The sequence below is a fragment of the Variovorax sp. GW821-FHT09D05 genome (assembly GCF_059416325.1).
Window position 1 is genome coordinate 181,033 of record NZ_JBWKOZ010000002.1, and the last position, 16,383, is coordinate 197,415.

The window sequence follows — 16,383 nt, forward strand, 5'->3', positions numbered from 1 at the left end:
GCATTTCTGCAGGCGGGCTTCGCAAATAACCGCGACGCGAGGTCGAACGGATTACTGCAGCTTGATCTCGACGTCCACGCCGGCCGGCAGGTCGAGCTTCATCAGCGCGTCCACGGTCTTGTCGGTCGGGTCGACGATGTCCATCAGGCGCTGGTGCGTGCGGATTTCCAGCTGGTCGCGCGACGTCTTGTTGACGTGCGGCGAACGCAGGATGTCGAAACGCTTCATGCGGGTCGGCAGGGGCACGGGGCCCTTGACGATCGCGCCGGTGCGCTTGGCGGTGTCGACGATCTCGGCTGCCGACTGGTCGATCAGCTTGTAGTCGAATGCCTTCAGGCGGATGCGGATTTTTTGCTTGGTAGCCATGGTGATTCCTTTGCGTCCGGCTTAGATGTCGAGGATCTTGGCCACGACGCCCGAACCCACGGTACGGCCGCCTTCACGGATGGCGAAGCGCAGGCCTTCTTCCATCGCGATCGGGTTGATCAGCTTGACGGTGATGCTGACGTTGTCGCCAGGCATGACCATTTCCTTGTCCTTGGGCAGCTCGATCGCGCCGGTCACGTCCGTCGTGCGGAAGTAGAACTGCGGACGGTAGTTGTTGAAGAACGGCGTGTGACGGCCGCCTTCGTCCTTCGACAGAACGTACACCTCGGCGGTGAAGTGCGTGTGCGGCTTGATCGAGCCGGGCTTGCACAGCACTTGGCCGCGCTCGACTTCTTCGCGCTTCGTGCCGCGCAGCAGCACGCCGACGTTGTCGCCAGCCTGGCCTTGGTCCAGCAGCTTGCGGAACATTTCCACGCCGGTGCAGGTGGTCTTGACCGTCGGGCGGATGCCCACGATTTCGATTTCTTCACCAACCTTGATCACACCGCGCTCGACAGCGCCGGTCACCACCGTGCCGCGACCCGAGATCGAGAACACGTCTTCCACGGGCATCAGGAACGTGCCGTCCACGGCGCGCTCGGGCGTCGGGATGTACGTGTCCAGGGCTTCGGCCAGCTTCATGATGGCGCCTTCGCCCAGTTCGCCCTTGTCGCCTTCCAGGGCGAGCTTGGCCGAGCCATGGATGATCGGGGTGTCGTCGCCGGGGAATTCGTACTTGTCGAGGAGTTCGCGAACTTCCATTTCGACCAGCTCGAGCAGTTCCTTGTCGTCGACCATGTCGCACTTGTTCAGGAACACGATGATGTAGCCCACGCCCACCTGGCGAGCCAGCAGGATGTGTTCACGGGTCTGGGGCATCGGGCCGTCAGCGGCCGAGCACACCAGGATGGCGCCGTCCATCTGGGCAGCGCCGGTGATCATGTTCTTCACGTAGTCGGCGTGGCCGGGGCAGTCGACGTGTGCGTAGTGGCGGTTGGCCGTTTCGTACTCGACGTGCGCGGTGTTGATCGTGATGCCGCGGGCCTTTTCTTCAGGCGCAGCGTCGATCTGGTCGTAGGCCTTGGCTTCGCCGCCGAACTTGGCCGACAGAACCGTCGCGATCGCAGCCGTCAGCGTCGTCTTGCCGTGGTCAACGTGACCAATCGTGCCCACGTTCACGTGCGGCTTGGTGCGGGTGAATTTACCTTTTGCCATTTTTCAATCCTTGAAAGAGCAGTGCCCGTGATTGGGTTTTATGTCTGCACCGCATTGCTGGTTCCCTCGCCACGGGCAGCGAGGGGCACACGGTCGCAGACAGATTCGAAATTGAATACTTACTTGGCGCGGGCGGCCACGATGGCTTCGGCGACGTTACGGGGAGCTTCGGCGTAGTGCTTGAACTCCATCGTGTACGTTGCGCGGCCTTGCGACATCGAGCGCAGCGTGGTCGAGTAGCCGAACATTTCCGACAGCGGCACTTCGGCCTTGATGGCCTTGCCGCCACCGACCATGTCGTCCATGCCCTGCACCATGCCGCGGCGGGACGACAGGTCGCCCATCACGTTGCCGGCGTAGTCTTCAGGCGTTTCGACTTCCACGGCCATCATCGGCTCGAGGATCACGGGGTTGGCCTTGCGGGCGCCTTCCTTGAAGCCGAAGATCGCGGCCATCTTGAACGCCATTTCGTTCGAGTCCACGTCGTGGTACGAACCGAAGTGCAGCGTGACCTTGACGTCCACGACGGGGTAGCCCGCCAGCACGCCTTGCGTCAGCGCTTCCACGACGCCCTTTTCCACCGCGGGGATGTATTCGCGAGGAACCACACCGCCCTTGATGGCGTCGACGAATTCGAAGCCCTTGCCAGCCTCTTGCGGCTCGAGCTTCAGGATGACGTGACCGTACTGGCCCTTGCCGCCCGACTGGCGAACGAACTTGCCTTCGGCTTCTTCGACGGTCTTGCGGATCGTTTCGCGGTAAGCCACTTGCGGCTTGCCCACGTTGGCTTCCACGCCGAATTCGCGCTTCATGCGGTCCACGATGATTTCAAGGTGGAGCTCGCCCATGCCGGCGATGATGGTCTGGCCCGATTCTTCGTCGGTCTTGACGCGGAACGAAGGATCTTCCTGAGCCAGGCGTTGCAGGGCGATGCCCATCTTTTCCTGGTCGGCCTTGGTCTTCGGCTCGACGGCCTGCGAGATCACCGATTCCGGGAACACCATGCGCTCGAGCGTCACGATCGCCGTCGGGTCGCACAGGGTTTCGCCCGTGGTGACTTCCTTCAGGCCCACGCAGGCAGCGATGTCGCCAGCGCGGATTTCGTTGACTTCTTCGCGGTTGTTGGCGTGCATCTGCACGATACGGCCGATACGTTCCTTCTTGCCGCGAACCGGGTTGTAGACGCTGTCGCCCTTGGTCAGCACGCCGGAGTAGACGCGCACGAAGGTCAACTGGCCCACGAACGGGTCGGTCATCAGCTTGAATGCCAGGGCCGAGAACTTCTCGTTGTCGTCAGCCTTGCGGATGACAGGCGCTTCGTCTTCGTCCAGGCCGTTGACCGGGGGAATGTCGGTCGGCGCGGGCATGTATTCGACGACGGCGTCGAGCATGGCTTGCACGCCCTTGTTCTTGAAGGCCGAGCCGCACAGCATCGGCTGGATTTCGCCAGCGATGGTGCGTTGGCGAATGGCCTTCTTGATTTCTTCCTCGCTCAGCTCGCCGCCTTCGAGGTACTTGTTCATCAGCTCTTCGCTGGCTTCGGCAGCCGCTTCGACGAGCTTTTCGCGGTATTCGTTGCAGACATCGACCAGGTTGGCGGGGATCTCGCCGTACTGGAACGTCACGCCCTTGTCTTCGTCCCAGATGATCGCCTTCATCTTCACGAGGTCGACGATGCCCTGGAAGTGCTCTTCGGCACCGATCGGGATCTGGATCACGACGGGGTTGGCCTTCAGGCGGTCCACCATCATCTGGCGCACGCGCAGGAAGTCGGCGCCGGTGCGGTCCATCTTGTTGACGAACGCGAGACGCGGAACCTTGTACTTGTTGGCCTGGCGCCAGACGGTTTCCGACTGGGGCTGCACGCCGCCGACGGCGTCGTACACCATGACAGCGCCGTCCAGCACGCGCATCGAGCGCTCGACTTCAATGGTGAAGTCCACGTGGCCGGGGGTGTCGATGATGTTGATGCGGTGTTCGTCGAACTTGCCAGCCATGCCCTTCCAGAAGCAGGTGGTGGCAGCGGACGTGATCGTGATACCGCGCTCTTGCTCTTGCTCCATCCAGTCCATCGTGGCGGCGCCGTCGTGCACTTCACCGATCTTGTGGTTCACACCGGTGTAGAACAGGATACGTTCGGTCGTCGTGGTCTTGCCAGCGTCGATGTGCGCGGAGATGCCGATGTTGCGGTAGCGCTCGATGGGGGTCTTGCGGGACATGATTTACTTTCGGGTTGAAATGCGTTGAGCGCTGGGCCCCGAGCACGGGCACAACGCCCGACACTCAGCACCCAACGCCCAAGCGAAGTTTGATTTTTAGAAGCGGAAGTGGCTGAACGCCCGGTTGGCTTCTGCCATGCGGTGCACTTCGTCGCGCTTCTTCATGGCGCCGCCACGGCCTTCCGTAGCTTCCATCAGTTCGTTGGCCAGACGCAGGGCCATCGACTTTTCACCGCGCTTGCGGGCAGCTTCCTTGATCCAGCGCATCGACAGGGCGAGGCGACGGACAGGACGGACTTCGACCGGCACTTGATAGTTCGCACCGCCAACGCGGCGCGACTTCACTTCGACCATCGGCTTCACGTTGTTGATGGCAACGGTGAAAGCTTCGAGGGGGTCCTTGTCCGGGTTCTTCTTTTCGATGAAGTCGAGAGCACCGTAAATGATGCGCTCGGCGATCGCCTTCTTGCCGCCTTCCATGATCACGTTCATGAATTTGGACAGCTCGACATTGCCGTACTTGGGATCCGGCAGGATTTCACGTTTGGGGACTTCGCGACGACGTGGCATTTTTCTAACCTCTTTGCTTCAGTTGGCACCGTTTCCGGCACCGCGAGAGCCAGTCAGGACTCTCACTTACTCGACCCGACAGTGGGTCACTTCGTTCGATGTGCCCGCCAAGGCAACCGAACACCGTTTGTTTTTTGACGACAGGAAGGCTTAAGCCTTCTTGGGACGCTTCGCGCCGTACTTGGAACGCGACTGCTTGCGGTCTTTCACGCCTTGCAGGTCGAGCGAACCGCGCACGATGTGGTAACGCACACCGGGCAAGTCCTTGACACGACCGCCGCGAACCAGCACGACGCTGTGTTCCTGCAGGTTGTGGCCTTCGCCGCCGATGTAGGAGATGACTTCGAAGCCATTGGTCAGACGGACCTTGGCAACTTTACGAAGCGCCGAGTTGGGCTTCTTGGGCGTCGTGGTGTAGACGCGGGTGCAGACACCGCGACGTTGCGGCGAGTTCTGCATGGCAGGGCTCTTCGAATTGATCTTTTCGACCGTTCGACCCTGACGCACCAGTTGATTGATGGTTGGCATGAATGAATTAGTCCCAAAACAACCCGGCCCTGGTTGCAAAACCGCCCTTGGTCCTTGACGTGACGCAAGGCAAGGAAGCCGGGAATAACGAAAACGTGAAACCCTTCGGAAATTTCCGAAAAGCCCACGAGTATAGCAAACGAGTCTGAAACGGCAAGGTCAGCCGCAGCGGAGAGCTGCCAACCGCCTTGTCACCCCTGCGGACTTACTTGATCCAGAGTCGCACGGCATCCCATGCGCGGCCGAATATCCCTGCCTGCTCGACGGCTTCCAGGGCGACCAGGGGCACGTCGGCGACCGGCTGGTCGTCCAGGGTGACCTTGAGCGAGCCGACGGCCTGGTACTTGGTGAACGGCGCCACCAGCGGATCGGGGCGCGACACCTGGGTCTTGATCTTGCTGGCGGTACCGGCCGGCACCGCGACCACGATGGCTTCCGGGCGGCCCAGCTTCAGCGTGTTCGCCTTGCCCTTCCAGACGGCCGGAGTGGCGGCCGGCTGGCCGGCGTCGAACAGGCGAACGGCGTCGTAGGCCGTGTAACCCCAGTTCAGCAGCTTCTGCGACTCATTGGCGCGCACGGTCTCGCCCGTGGTTCCCAGCACGATCGACAGCAGGCGGCGGCCGCCGGTCAGGTTGGGGAAATCGCGCTTGGCGGTAGCGATCATGCAGTAGCCGGCCGCCTCGGTGTGCCCGGTCTTCAGGCCGTCGACGGTCGGGTCGCGGAACAGCAGCAGATTGCGATTGGTGTCGTTGGTCGACGGGGTGCCCGGGTAGCGGTACTTCTTGATCGCATAGTACTTGGCTTCCTCGGGGAAGTCGCGCACCAGGCGGGTCGCCAGAATGCTCAGGTCGCGGGCCGTGGTGGTGTGGCCGGGCGCCGTCAGGCCTTCGGGGTTCTTGTAGCTCGTGTTCTTCATGCCCAGCGCCTTGGCCTGGGCATTCATCATCTCGACGAAGTGCTCGACCGTGCCGCCCACGCCTTCGGCCAGCGCCACCGTGGCGTCGTTGCCCGACTGCACGATCAGGCCCTTGATCAGGTCTTCCACCGGCACCTGCATCTTGGGGTCGATGAACATGCGCGAACCGGGCATCTTCCAGGCGCGCGGGCTGACCGGCAGCGTCTGGGTCAGCGTGATCTTCTTGGTGCGCAGCGCATCGAACACCAGGTAGGCGGACATCAGCTTCGTGAGCGAAGCCGGCTCGACCGGGCTGTCGATGTCCTTCTGGGCCAGGATCTGGTTCGCGGTCACGTCGAGCAGCAGGTAGCTGCGCGCGGCGATTTCAGGCGGAGCCGGCACCTGGGCGGCGGCGATCAGGCTGACGGATGCGGCGGCGGTAAAGACCAGCGCGCGGAGCGCGCCAAGAAAACGATTCATGGGGAGTTTGGAAAGAGACGAAAACAAGCCTGCGAGGCTTTCAAGCGATGTCCGCGCGCAGATGGCGGACCACGAGACTTTTGAGCAGCGGCAATTGTCCGTGAAAGAAGTGGCCGCCCCCGGGGACGACTGTGACAGGAAGTGACTGCGGCCGCGCCCAGTCCATCACGGCGGACAGCGGCACGGTGTCGTCGGCTTCGCCATGAACCACCAGCATGCGCTCGTGCGCCTCGGCCGGCAGCGTGGCCACGGTGTTGCGCGCGGCGGCCGTACCTACCAGCACGATCTGGCGGATGTCGCGTTCGGTCCAGAGCTTTGCGGCGGCACCGGTCGCAACGAACGCGCCGAAGGAAAATCCGGCGATCGCCAGCGGCCCCTCGGGCGCGAGCTGGCCGACGACATTCAGCATGTCTTCCAGCTCGCCACGCCCTTCGTCGTGCACGCCTTCGCTGGCGCCCACGCCGCGGAAGTTGAAGCGCACCGTGGTCCACCCGCTGGCGACGAATGCGCGTGCCAGCGTCTGCACCACCTTGTTGTCCATCGTGCCGCCGAACAGCGGATGCGGATGGGCGATTACTGCGATACCGCGCGGGGTGCCGGCAGGCTGGTCGCGTTGAACCTCGATTGCGCCGGCGGCGCCCTGGAGGCTGATCTTTTCGGTCTGGGAATTCATTGGCGCAAGGTACGAGCGGAGGGTCGGCGGAAAAGTTCAGCGTCCGACATCGGGAGGCAGCAGCAGCCGCTCGACGACCTGGCCGTTCTTCAGGTGCGACTCGACGATCTCGTCGATGTCATCGCCATCGACGAAGGTGTACCAGACGGCCTCGGGGTACACCACCGCCACCGGCCCGCCGGCGCAGCGGTCGAGGCAGCCGGCCTTGTTGACGCGCACCTTGCCGGGCCCGGATAGCCCCGCTTCCTTGACCTTCGCCTTGCAGCGGTCGAAGCCTTCCTGCGCGTTGTGCATGGAGCAGGAGTCTTCGCCGTTCTTGCGCTCGTTGAGGCAGAAGAAGATGTGGCGGCCGTAATAGCCGGACGGCGCGGCGGGGGAGGAACTGGGCATCGGCAGATTTTAGTGACCGCCCCTTGGCCCCGTGTCGATACCTTCAAACGTTCAGGCCGTCGCAGCGGCATTGGGCCGGCCTCGGCGCGACAGAGCGACCACCACATACGCCAGCACCGCGAAGGGCCAGGTCCAGCCCAGCCACTGCGCCAGCCCATGGAAGCGGATGAAGCGCCCCTGCTCCCAGGTAGCCAGCGTCTGCGCGAAGTACGCGCTCTCGGGCGCCTGGTTCAGCAAGCTCAGCTGCAGCACGAGCCCCACCAGCAGCAGCGCCGCACACAAGCGGCGCGGCGCGAACAGCAACAGCACACCAGCAAAGAACGCCGCGGCCATGCCGACCTGCACAGGCAGGCCCAGCCACGCCCATGCGTGCTCGGGCCCATAGCTCAATGCCGCCGACAGCGCCGAGGCCGCGATGCCGGCCAGCAGCGTCAGCGGCAGCAGCACCGCGCGCTGGACCACGGAGCGCGCCACCAGATAGCCCAGCAGGCACGGCACCAGCGCGCCGAGCATCACGCACAGCAGTTCCACCGCCGGCACCAGCGGCTCGAGCTCGAACTGCCGCAGCGGCAGCCAGTCGATGAAGGGTGTGTCGAGCAGCCATTCGGAGATCGCCACTTCGAGCCGCTCGAACACCTGCCCCAGCCCGAAGGTGACGGCCGCCGGGAACAGCAGCGCAAAAGGCCACAGCGCGAGCAGCACCAGCGCGCCGCGCGAGTCCTCGGTGAACCACTGCGAACGCGCGCGGCTCCAGTGCGCAACCGCACCCAGCCGCTCCAGCCCCGCCGCCAGCACGGCACCAAGGACCGCACCCGCCGTGTTGAACCCCAGGTCCACGTTGGAGGGAATGCGCGCGGGCAGGTAGCTCTGCAGCGTCTCCATGGCGAACGAGATTGCCGCTCCCGCCACGGTGGCGCGCAGCACCGCATGCCAGACGCTGGTGGCCGGGCGCGTACGCAGCACCGCCAGGGCGCACAGGAAGCCGAAGGGCACGTAGCCCACCACGTTGATAGCGAAATCGAAGCCCGTCCAGTACTTGGGCCAGGGCGCCGACAAGTAGGCCCACGGCGCGATCCCCTGGTCGCGCCAGTCGGCGAACGGATAGAGACTGGCGTAGACGATCAGCGCCGCGTACGCGAGCGCCAGGGGGAGCGCGGCGGACTTGTGCGGCCTCTCCACCGTGTGCACCGGGCTCAGAACGGCTTGACGACCACCAGGATCACGATGCCCAGCAGCAGCAGCACCGGCAGCTCGTTGAACCAGCGGAACCAGCGGTCGTTGCGCCGGTTCTCGCCCGCCACGAAACGGCGCAGCAGCACGCCGCAGCCGTGGTGATAGCCGATGGCCACCAGCACCAGCGCCAGCTTGGCGTGCATCCACCCGTTGCCCGGGCCGCGCCCGATGCCATAACCCAGCCAGAGCCACAGGCCGAAGCCGAGCGCGGGAACCGCCAGGAAAGTCGTGAATCGCATGAGCTTGCGTGCCATCAACAGCAGCCGCTCCCGCTCGGCCACCGACTCGGGCGGCACCATCGCCAGATTGACGAAGATCCGGGGTAGGTAGAACAACCCCGCGAACCAGCTTGCAATGAAGACGATGTGAAGAGATTTGACCCAGAGCATGGCGGCAGTTTAGTGGCGCCCCTCTCGCCGACCCCTCTTTTGCGGCGATGCCCCTGTACGACGGGCAAAAAAAAGCCCGACGTCTTCACGTCGGGCTGGGAAGCCCTTTTGCTGTCACACATCAAGGCACCCGCTCAGGGAGGAAAAGCGGGGAGCGGCAAGCCGCCCGCTTCAGAATTTAACAAAGACGAAACAAGGTTTCAAGCGACTGAGGCACTTTCTTTGACATTTGAAGCAAAAATTTGAGTACCTTGGTTCTACGAATTTCCGTAGTTGTCAGACAACTGGACACTCGGAGAGAAGGTCTGTGAAAGATCGCTTCAGGCACAATTTTGTATATATGACGTCATCATCTTCCCCTCTGGCCATGTTCCCCGCCGGGCGGCCGCGGCGCCTGCGCCGCGACGCTTTCACCCGCAATCTGGTACGAGAACACGCGCTGACGGTCAATGACCTGATCTACCCGGTGTTCGTTCAGGAAGGCGAGAAACGTCGCGATGCCGTCCCCTCGATGCCCGGCGTGGACCGCCTGAGCCTCGACCAATTGCTGCCCGTGGCCGAGCGGTGCGTGGCGGCCGGCATCCCGGTGATGGCGCTGTTCCCAGTGATCGACGCCAGCCTCAAGACGCCCGATGGCCGCGAAGCCTTCAACCCCGACGGGCTGATTCCCCGCGTGGTGGCCGCCCTCAAGGCGCGCTTCCCCGAGCTGGGCGTGATGACCGACGTTGCCCTCGACCCCTACACCAGCCACGGCCAGGACGGCCTGCTCGACGACACCGGCTACATCCTCAACGACGCGACCGTCGAAGTGCTTGTGAAGCAGGCGCTCACACAATCGCAGGCCGGCGTGGACATTGTGGCGCCGAGTGACATGATGGACGGCCGCATCGGCGCCATCCGCACCGCGCTCGAAGCCCACGGCGACATTCACACGCGCATCATGGCCTACAGCGCCAAGTACGCCAGCGCCTTCTACGGCCCCTTCCGCGACGCCGTGGGCTCGGCCGCCACGCTCGGCAAGAGCAACAAGAAGGTCTACCAGATGGACCCTGGCAACAGCGACGAGGCCCTGCGCGAAGTCGCCATCGACATCGCCGAAGGCGCCGACATGGTGATGGTGAAGCCCGGCATGCCCTACCTCGACATCGTGCGCCGCGTGAAGGACCAGTTCCATGTTCCGACCTTCGCCTACCAGGTGAGCGGCGAATACGCGATGCTCAAGGCCGCCGCCCAGAACGGCTGGCTCGACCACGACGCCGTGGTGCTCGAAGGCCTGCTGGCCTTCAAGCGCGCCGGCGCCGATGGCGTGCTGACCTATTTCGCGCTCGACGCCGCGCGGCTGCTGCAGAAATAACGGCGCACCAGCACGGCATGCGCATCTTCGAAATCACCCGCTCGCAGGTCAGCGAGCACGCCGCGCTGGCGCCGCTGACCGTACCGGGAGCGTGCGGCACCGGAGGCTACCTCTGGATCTCGCTCACACGCGAGGAATTCCGGGCCTCGCTGGCCGAGGTGCAGCAGATCCTGCAGACGCTGTGCCTCACGCAACTGGTCGACCTGCACGTGGCCGACCTGCTCAACGACCAGTTGCCCTCCCACTACGACTACACCTCGCAATACGACGTGCTGGTGTTCCGGCGACTGGCCAACGGACAGGGCCAGGCGGCGCTGGGCAACGGCAAGGGCAATGGCAGCGAGGCCCCGCCCCTGCCCCGCAGCGGCCCGCCCGTGCTGCGCCGCGTCGACACCCGCCCGGTGGGCTTTACGGTGTTCGACCGCGTGCTGCTGTCGGTGCACCCGGAAGACGGCGCGGTGCGCGACGCCTTCGCCACGCGCCTGCTGGCGGCCGCCTCGCCCGACGACCGCGGCGCCCCTGCGCTCGACGTGCGCGCCACCTCGGCCCGCCTGCCGACCAGCCCTTCGGACCTGATGCTGCGCGTCATCAACCAGATCGTCGACGGCTACCTCGACCTGCGGCGCGAACTCACCAAGCAGCTCGATCACTGGCAGACCGAGCTGATCGACCCGCGCAGCCGCTTCACCAACTGGGGTGCGCTGATGGAGGCACGCCAATCGCTGCATCACCTGGACGAGATCTGCGAAGACCAGCGCGCCGCCATGCAGGACTGGATCGACTCGCTCGAGACGCTCCCCGTGCCCAAGGGCGAGACGGAGCAGCGCGAGCGTGAACTCATCATGATCCGCAGCCGCGACGTGCTCGAGCACATCGAGCGCGTGGTGCACCACGTGCACCGGCTGGAGCAGAACGCCGAGACTGCAGTGCAGATGCACTTCAGCGTCCAGGGCCACCGCGCCAACGACATCATGCGGGTGCTGACGGTGCTCACCGCCGTGTTCCTGCCGCTGAACCTCATCGCGGGCATCTTCGGCATGAACTTCGAATTCATCCCGCTGGTGCACAAGGCAGACGGCTTCTGGATCGCGATGACGTCGATGCTGGTCATCGCGGTGGTGCTGGTGCTGATCTTCTGGCGCAAGCGCTATCTCGCGCGTACGCGCTGATCCCGGGATCGCCAACCAAAGAAAAAGGGCCACGCTTTCGCGTGGCCCTTTTGCATTTCGACGGCCCCGAGGGACCGCTTCAATTACTTGGCGACAGCGCCCGAACCCTGCTCGGCCTGAACGCGAGCGTCCATCGGGTTTTGCATGGTCGAGATGACGCGGCTGTTGACGCGCGAGCCGCCAGTCACGTTCTGGTCGGGAGCGTAGGAGGTGCGAACGGCTTCGGCTTGGACGATTGCGCGGTCCTTCGACACGGCGACCGTTTCCGGGCCGCGCGAACCGCGGGTCACGTTCTGGTTCGGAGCCGATGCGGCGCGCACGGCTTCGGCGTTGACTTCGTCACGGCTCTTGGTCGAGACGGCGGTGTTCACGCCTTGGTACGTTTCGGCTTGGGCGCCAACGGCAGCCAGCAGGGTCAGGGCGGCAGCGGCGAGGATTTGCGAGGTCTTCATATTCAGTTCTCCTAGGATGTTCGTTGGATGGTTCGTCCACCAGGCTTGCTGGTTCGCTTGCCTGTGCGGCGAGTTTCCGGGCGAACTGCCATGCCAAAACACTCTGTTCAGAGACACGGTGTTTCCTCTATTGAAACAATGCCGACATCAAGGCATGCCAGCAGAAAAAAGCCGGGCCCGGTTTGCACCGGCCCGGCCTTGCAGGAGAAGACTTCCGGCTTATCGCTGCGAGGCTTGGAACTGCGGCTGCACTTCGCTGTTGACGAAGGCGCGGCGGTCCAGGTTCTGGTTCGGCGCGTGGGCGGCAGCCACGGCCTGGGCGCGGACCGACGCCCGGTCGAGCGAACTCGGCCGCGAGACCAGCGGCGCCGCCACGACGTCGCCGTAGACATTGCCACCGCGCGCCGCAGCATCGGCGCCGGCCACCACATCGCTGCGGCTGGTGACGGCCTCGAGCGGCTGCACCGGCTCGAAGCCCTGCGCCTGCACGCCGGAGGCTGCGAGCAACAACAGGACGGCAGCGGCAATGATGTTCGGGGTCTTCATTTCAGTTCCTTCCAACGGTCCAACCGGGCTGGCGACGTCGGCGAGTAACCGAAGTGTCGCCCAAGCTGGTTAGGAAAAACCCGGGAGAATCGAACCATCGCGTTCCCAAAACGGAAACAATGGACTCATTCACATGGACAGTCTCGATCTGATCAGAACCTTCCGGGAAGTCGCCTCGCACGGCAGCTTTTCCCAGGCAGCCAAGAGGCTCGACATGTCGAAGGCCACTGTCAGCAAGTATGTGGCCGAGCTGGAAACCCGCTTCGGCGTGCGCCTTCTCAACCGCTCCACCCGTTCCGTGAGCCTCACCGATGCCGGCCAGCTGCTGCTGGACCGCAGCACCCCGATGCTAGAGATGGTCGAACTGACCCAGTCCGAGCTGCAGGACCGCGCCAGCCAGCCCGGCGGGCGGCTGCGCATCTCGGCCCCGCACGGCATGGGCAGCGGCGAGTTTCCGAACCTGCTGGCCGACTTCATGCGCTACTACCCCGACGTGACGATCAGCCTGCAGCTGACCAACCGGGCCGTCGACCTCGCCGAGGAAGGCATCGACGTCGAACTGCGCAGCGGCCCCATCGAGGACGCGAACCTGATCGTGCGCAAGCTGCGGCTCATGAACATGGTGGTCTGCGCCTCGCCGGTCTACTGGAAGAAGCACGGCAAGCCCGAGCATCCGCGCGACCTGTCGGGCCACGACGCGCTCACGTTCTCGGCGCAGGGCCAGCAGCCGGCGTGGCGCTTCGACGACAACGGCACGCCGATCGACGTACCGGTGAAAAGCCGCATGGACTGCACCGAAGGCGCGCCGCTGATCCGCGTGGCCATGCATGGCTTCGGCGTGATCTACCTGCCGTCGATCCTCGTGCAATCGCACCTCGACCACGGCGAACTGGTGCCCGTGCTGCAGGATTACGCGCGCAAGGACGTGTGGCTGTCGGCCGCCTACCTGCAGCGGCGTCACAACAGCGCCGCACTGCGCGCGCTGCTCGACTTCCTTCAGACCCGGGTCGGCCCGGGCGCCACGGCACGCAAGCCGAGCCATTCATGAAATGAAAAAACCCGGCAGTGCCGGGTTTTTTCATTGGAGGACGAACGCAGGCTCAGGCGAGATGCTTCGCGAAGAACGCCAGCGTGCGCTCGCGCGCCAGCTTGGCCGCGTCGGCGTTGTACGAGCCGCGCTGGTCGCAGTTGAAACCGTGGCCGACCGGATACACATGCACTTCCACCTCCGGGTGCGCCTTCTTGAACGACTCGATGGTGTCCAGCGGAATCCAGTGATCCTGGTTGCCGAAGTGCGCGAGCACCGGCACCTTGGGCTGGCGCGCCGTTTCTTCCGGCGAGGTCATGCCGCCGCCGTAGTAAGGCGCGGCTGCAGCCAGGCCCGGCAGCAGCGCCGCCGAGCGCCACACCAGCAGGCCGCCCCAGCAGTAGCCCACGATGCCGACCTTGCCAGCCTTCGACGCGTAGGCGATCGACGCTTCGATGTCCTGCAGCACGCCCGGCACCGGCAGCGCCTCGACAGCGGTCTTCAGGCCGAAGCCGTTCTTCATGTCGTCGTCCGAGTAGCCCAGTTCCACGTCCGGCTTGACGCGCTGGAAGGTCGACGGCGCCACGGCCAGGTAGCCCTCGGCCGCATAGCCGTCGGCCACCGAGCGGATGTGCGAGTTCACGCCGAAGATTTCCTGCACCACGACCACCGCGCCGCGCGGCTTGCCCGCCGGTTCGGCCACGTAGGCGGGGAAGGTGAAGCCGTCCTTGGCCTTGAGATCGATGAATTGACCCATGTTGTCTTGCTCCTTGATGGCAAATAAGTAAGTGCCGGGTTATGGGCGCAGCGCCCGTTCGACGAAGTCGAGACGGTCCTGCCCCCAGAAAATTTCGCCGTCGATCACGTAGCTGGGCGCACCGAACACCTGAATGTCGATGGCCTCCTGCGTGTAGGCCTCGTAGCGCTCCTGGACCGCCTGGCTCAGCGACTGCTCGCCACGCTTGGGCGACAGCCCGCACTCGACGATCAGCGAATCGAGCACCTTCGGGTCGCCGATGTTGCGCTCCTGCACCCACACGGCCGCGAACACCGCCTCGCACATGCGCATGGCAGCCTCGGTGCCGTCATGCATGTCGACCGCGATGATGACCCGCGCCGCGTCGTCGCTGGCCACCGGGAAGAACTTCGGCTTGACGTTCAGCGGCAGGCCGAGATAGCTCGAATAGCGCGCGAGGTCGACCAGCCGGTAGGCCTGCCGCTGCGGCGCGCGCTTGCCCAGCGGCAACCCGCCGGACACAGGAAACACGCTGCCCATGTCGATAGGCCGCACGCGCACCGTGGCGCCCGCGGCCGCAGCAATCGCCGCAAAGCGGGAATGCCCCAGATAGGTCCACGGGCTCTGTGGCGCAAAGTAGTAGTCAATCGTCTTGCTGGTGCTCATGCGCGTGCCCCAATGATGTAATCCAAGCCGACGGTTTTAACTGACACGCAGTTTCTCTGCAGGAGGTAGGTTTTGGACCAGGTGCTCTTGATCACGGGCGGCGGCCGCGGCATCGGCGCCGCCACCGCCCTGCTCGCCGCGCAGCGCGGCTATGCGGTGGCCGTCAACTACGCCAGCAATTCGCTGGCCGCCGACGAGGTGGTGCGCACCATCCGCGCAAACGGCGGCGCCGCCATGGCGGTGCAGGCCGATGTGGGCGACGAGGCGCAGGTGCTAGCCATGTTCCAGAAGGTCGACGCAAGGTTCGGCCGTCTCACGGCGCTGGTCAACAACGCCGGCGTGGTCGACGTGCAGGCGCGCGTCGCCGACATGAGCGTGGCGCGGCTGGAGCGCATGTTCCGCATCAACGTGATCGGCAGCTTCATCTGCGCGCGCGAGGCCGTGCGGCGCATGAGCACCAAGTACGGCGGCACGGGTGGCGCCATCGTCAACATTTCCAGCGGCGCTGCGCGGCTGGGTTCGCCCGACCAGTACGTCGACTACGCCGCCAGCAAGGGCGCCATCGACACCTTCACCATCGGCCTGGCCAAGGAAGTGGCCGCCGAAGGCATCCGCGTCAACGCGGTGCGCCCCGGCCTGATCGACACCGAGATCCACGCCTCCGGCGGCATGCCCGACCGCGCCTTCGACCTCGCGCCCACCGTGCCCATGCAGCGCACCGGCAGCGCCGACGAGATCGCCGGCGCCATCCTGTGGCTGCTCTCGCCGGAGGCCAGCTACACCACCATGGCCCTGCTCGACGTCACTGGAGGCCGCTGACCATGAGCACTTCCATGGACCTGATCAAGCCGCTGGTGACGCTGGTGGCCATCGTCAACCCGCTGGCCATCGTGCCCTTCTTCATCCACTACACGCAGGGCTACAGCGACGCGCAGCGCCGCCACACGGTGCGCATGTCGGCCTTCAGCGCGTTCGTGGTCATCGCGGTGAGCGCGCTGCTGGGCCTGCAGCTGCTGTCCTTCTTCGGCATTTCCATCGCGAGCTTCCAGGTCGGTGGCGGCCTGCTGCTGCTCATGAGCTCTCTGTCGATGCTCAACGCCCAGCCGGCCGAGAGCAAGACCAACGTCGAGGAGCTGCGCGCGACCGAGGTGAAGGCGTCGATGGGCGCGTCGATCGCGGTGGTGCCGCTCACCATTCCGCTACTCACCGGCCCGGCCACCATCTCCACCGTGGTCATCTACGCCGACAAGGCGCAGCACCTGTGGGAGCTTGCAATTCTGGTGGGCTATGGCGTGGTGGTGGCGCTGGCAACCGCCCTGGCCTTCTCGCTCGCGCAGCCGATCGCGCGCGTGCTCGGCAAGACCGGCATCAACATCATGACGCGGCTGATGGGGCTGATCCTCGCCGCGCTCGCGGTCGAGGTGATGGCCGACGGCCTGGGCAAGCTGTTCCCGATCCTGAACAAGATCGGCTGA

Annotated in this window: 19 protein-coding genes; 5 read left to right on the forward strand and 14 right to left on the reverse strand. The window is 64.7% G+C overall.

Annotation, left to right across the window (positions count from 1 at the left end):
- Nucleotides 1-51: 51 nt before the first annotated feature.
- The 10 genes from rpsJ to AC07O3_RS05465 all read right to left on the reverse strand — a co-directional run bounded on the left by rpsJ (nt 52) and on the right by AC07O3_RS05465 (nt 8,958).
- A complete protein-coding gene (rpsJ, locus tag AC07O3_RS05420; protein ID WP_007838118.1) occupies nt 52-366 on the reverse strand; it encodes a 30S ribosomal protein S10 in 315 nt (104 codons plus the stop codon).
- Between the two features lie 21 nt (nt 367-387).
- On the reverse strand, nt 388-1,581 hold the full coding sequence (gene tuf, locus AC07O3_RS05425) for an elongation factor Tu (RefSeq protein WP_093060175.1): 1,194 nt from the start codon (nt 1,579-1,581) through the stop codon (nt 388-390).
- 119 nt (nt 1,582-1,700) lie between these two features.
- Entirely contained in the window at nt 1,701-3,800 is a 2,100-nt protein-coding gene (gene fusA / locus AC07O3_RS05430) for an elongation factor G (protein WP_093058727.1), read from the reverse strand.
- A gap of 96 nt (nt 3,801-3,896) precedes the next feature.
- Nucleotides 3,897-4,370 (reverse strand): 30S ribosomal protein S7, encoded by a 474-nt coding sequence (gene rpsG, locus AC07O3_RS05435; RefSeq protein ID WP_013543947.1) that lies wholly within the window; start codon nt 4,368-4,370, stop codon nt 3,897-3,899.
- 150 nt (nt 4,371-4,520) lie between these two features.
- Nucleotides 4,521-4,898 carry a 30S ribosomal protein S12 gene (gene rpsL, locus AC07O3_RS05440; RefSeq protein WP_013543948.1) on the reverse strand — a complete coding sequence of 126 codons (378 nt, stop codon included), beginning with the start codon at nt 4,896-4,898 and terminating at the stop codon, nt 4,521-4,523.
- Nucleotides 4,899-5,103: 205 nt separating this feature from the next.
- The gene (locus tag AC07O3_RS05445; protein WP_093058726.1) at nt 5,104-6,273 is read right to left on the reverse strand and encodes a D-alanyl-D-alanine carboxypeptidase family protein; all 1,170 of its coding nucleotides are present in this window, start codon (nt 6,271-6,273) and stop codon (nt 5,104-5,106) included.
- 40 nt (nt 6,274-6,313) lie between these two features.
- Nucleotides 6,314-6,946 carry an alpha/beta hydrolase gene (locus tag AC07O3_RS05450; RefSeq protein ID WP_093058725.1) on the reverse strand — a complete coding sequence of 211 codons (633 nt, stop codon included), beginning with the start codon at nt 6,944-6,946 and terminating at the stop codon, nt 6,314-6,316.
- A 36-nt stretch (nt 6,947-6,982) separates the two neighbouring features.
- Complete coding sequence (locus AC07O3_RS05455; protein ID WP_093058724.1) at nt 6,983-7,336, reverse strand: (2Fe-2S) ferredoxin domain-containing protein; 354 nt, start codon at nt 7,334-7,336, stop codon at nt 6,983-6,985.
- A gap of 51 nt (nt 7,337-7,387) precedes the next feature.
- Entirely contained in the window at nt 7,388-8,515 is a 1,128-nt protein-coding gene (locus tag AC07O3_RS05460; RefSeq protein ID WP_495338778.1) for a VanZ family protein, read from the reverse strand.
- A gap of 14 nt (nt 8,516-8,529) precedes the next feature.
- A complete protein-coding gene (locus AC07O3_RS05465; RefSeq protein ID WP_056522085.1) occupies nt 8,530-8,958 on the reverse strand; it encodes a CopD family protein in 429 nt (142 codons plus the stop codon).
- Nucleotides 8,959-9,298: 340 nt separating this feature from the next.
- Between AC07O3_RS05465 and hemB the strand changes: the two genes are divergently transcribed.
- Both hemB and AC07O3_RS05475 read left to right on the forward strand, forming a co-directional pair.
- Nucleotides 9,299-10,312 (forward strand): porphobilinogen synthase, encoded by a 1,014-nt coding sequence (gene hemB, locus AC07O3_RS05470; protein WP_495338779.1) that lies wholly within the window; start codon nt 9,299-9,301, stop codon nt 10,310-10,312.
- Between the two features lie 17 nt (nt 10,313-10,329).
- Nucleotides 10,330-11,481 (forward strand): magnesium transporter CorA family protein, encoded by a 1,152-nt coding sequence (locus tag AC07O3_RS05475; protein WP_495338780.1) that lies wholly within the window; start codon nt 10,330-10,332, stop codon nt 11,479-11,481.
- Nucleotides 11,482-11,564: 83 nt separating this feature from the next.
- Here AC07O3_RS05475 and AC07O3_RS05480 read toward each other — a convergent pair whose 3' ends face one another.
- Complete coding sequence (locus tag AC07O3_RS05480; protein ID WP_093058720.1) at nt 11,565-11,933, reverse strand: DUF4148 domain-containing protein; 369 nt, start codon at nt 11,931-11,933, stop codon at nt 11,565-11,567.
- Between the two features lie 219 nt (nt 11,934-12,152).
- Nucleotides 12,153-12,479, reverse strand: coding sequence for an alpha/beta hydrolase (locus AC07O3_RS05485; protein ID WP_495338781.1), 327 nt, complete (start codon nt 12,477-12,479; stop codon nt 12,153-12,155).
- A gap of 133 nt (nt 12,480-12,612) precedes the next feature.
- Here AC07O3_RS05485 and AC07O3_RS05490 point away from each other — a divergent pair, with 133 nt between their 5' ends.
- Nucleotides 12,613-13,527 (forward strand): LysR family transcriptional regulator, encoded by a 915-nt coding sequence (locus tag AC07O3_RS05490; RefSeq protein ID WP_093180130.1) that lies wholly within the window; start codon nt 12,613-12,615, stop codon nt 13,525-13,527.
- A 52-nt stretch (nt 13,528-13,579) separates the two neighbouring features.
- On the opposite strand, the gene AC07O3_RS05495 is transcribed toward AC07O3_RS05490, so the two are convergent.
- Nucleotides 13,580-14,263, reverse strand: coding sequence for a dienelactone hydrolase family protein (locus AC07O3_RS05495; protein ID WP_495338782.1), 684 nt, complete (start codon nt 14,261-14,263; stop codon nt 13,580-13,582).
- 39 nt (nt 14,264-14,302) lie between these two features.
- The gene (locus AC07O3_RS05500) at nt 14,303-14,908 is read right to left on the reverse strand and encodes a 2-hydroxychromene-2-carboxylate isomerase (protein ID WP_093058716.1); all 606 of its coding nucleotides are present in this window, start codon (nt 14,906-14,908) and stop codon (nt 14,303-14,305) included.
- 72 nt (nt 14,909-14,980) lie between these two features.
- Between AC07O3_RS05500 and AC07O3_RS05505 the strand changes: the two genes are divergently transcribed.
- Nucleotides 14,981-15,727: an SDR family oxidoreductase gene (locus AC07O3_RS05505; protein WP_097197776.1), complete on the forward strand. Its 747-nt coding sequence runs from the start codon at nt 14,981-14,983 to the stop codon at nt 15,725-15,727.
- Nucleotides 15,728-15,729: 2 nt separating this feature from the next.
- Nucleotides 15,730-16,383: a MarC family protein gene (locus AC07O3_RS05510; RefSeq protein ID WP_093058714.1), complete on the forward strand. Its 654-nt coding sequence runs from the start codon at nt 15,730-15,732 to the stop codon at nt 16,381-16,383.

What these genes read in the sequence shown, in the direction of transcription:
- rpsJ (WP_007838118.1), bottom strand. Translation starts at nt 366, where the DNA reads ATGGCTACCAAGCAAAAAATCCGCATCCGCCTGAAGGCATTCGACTAC.
- tuf (WP_093060175.1), bottom strand. Translation starts at nt 1,581, where the DNA reads ATGGCAAAAGGTAAATTCACCCGCACCAAGCCGCACGTGAACGTGGGC.
- fusA (WP_093058727.1), bottom strand. Translation starts at nt 3,800, where the DNA reads ATGTCCCGCAAGACCCCCATCGAGCGCTACCGCAACATCGGCATCTCC.
- rpsG (WP_013543947.1), bottom strand. Translation starts at nt 4,370, where the DNA reads ATGCCACGTCGTCGCGAAGTCCCCAAACGTGAAATCCTGCCGGATCCC.
- rpsL (WP_013543948.1), bottom strand. Translation starts at nt 4,898, where the DNA reads ATGCCAACCATCAATCAACTGGTGCGTCAGGGTCGAACGGTCGAAAAG.
- AC07O3_RS05445 (WP_093058726.1), bottom strand. Translation starts at nt 6,273, where the DNA reads ATGAATCGTTTTCTTGGCGCGCTCCGCGCGCTGGTCTTTACCGCCGCC.
- AC07O3_RS05450 (WP_093058725.1), bottom strand. Translation starts at nt 6,946, where the DNA reads ATGAATTCCCAGACCGAAAAGATCAGCCTCCAGGGCGCCGCCGGCGCA.
- AC07O3_RS05455 (WP_093058724.1), bottom strand. Translation starts at nt 7,336, where the DNA reads ATGCCCAGTTCCTCCCCCGCCGCGCCGTCCGGCTATTACGGCCGCCAC.
- AC07O3_RS05465 (WP_056522085.1), bottom strand. Translation starts at nt 8,958, where the DNA reads ATGCTCTGGGTCAAATCTCTTCACATCGTCTTCATTGCAAGCTGGTTC.
- hemB (WP_495338779.1), top strand. Translation starts at nt 9,299, where the DNA reads ATGACGTCATCATCTTCCCCTCTGGCCATGTTCCCCGCCGGGCGGCCG.
- AC07O3_RS05475 (WP_495338780.1), top strand. Translation starts at nt 10,330, where the DNA reads ATGCGCATCTTCGAAATCACCCGCTCGCAGGTCAGCGAGCACGCCGCG.
- AC07O3_RS05480 (WP_093058720.1), bottom strand. Translation starts at nt 11,933, where the DNA reads ATGAAGACCTCGCAAATCCTCGCCGCTGCCGCCCTGACCCTGCTGGCT.
- AC07O3_RS05485 (WP_495338781.1), bottom strand. Translation starts at nt 12,479, where the DNA reads ATGAAGACCCCGAACATCATTGCCGCTGCCGTCCTGTTGTTGCTCGCA.
- AC07O3_RS05490 (WP_093180130.1), top strand. Translation starts at nt 12,613, where the DNA reads ATGGACAGTCTCGATCTGATCAGAACCTTCCGGGAAGTCGCCTCGCAC.
- AC07O3_RS05495 (WP_495338782.1), bottom strand. Translation starts at nt 14,263, where the DNA reads ATGGGTCAATTCATCGATCTCAAGGCCAAGGACGGCTTCACCTTCCCC.
- AC07O3_RS05500 (WP_093058716.1), bottom strand. Translation starts at nt 14,908, where the DNA reads ATGAGCACCAGCAAGACGATTGACTACTACTTTGCGCCACAGAGCCCG.
- AC07O3_RS05510 (WP_093058714.1), top strand. Translation starts at nt 15,730, where the DNA reads ATGAGCACTTCCATGGACCTGATCAAGCCGCTGGTGACGCTGGTGGCC.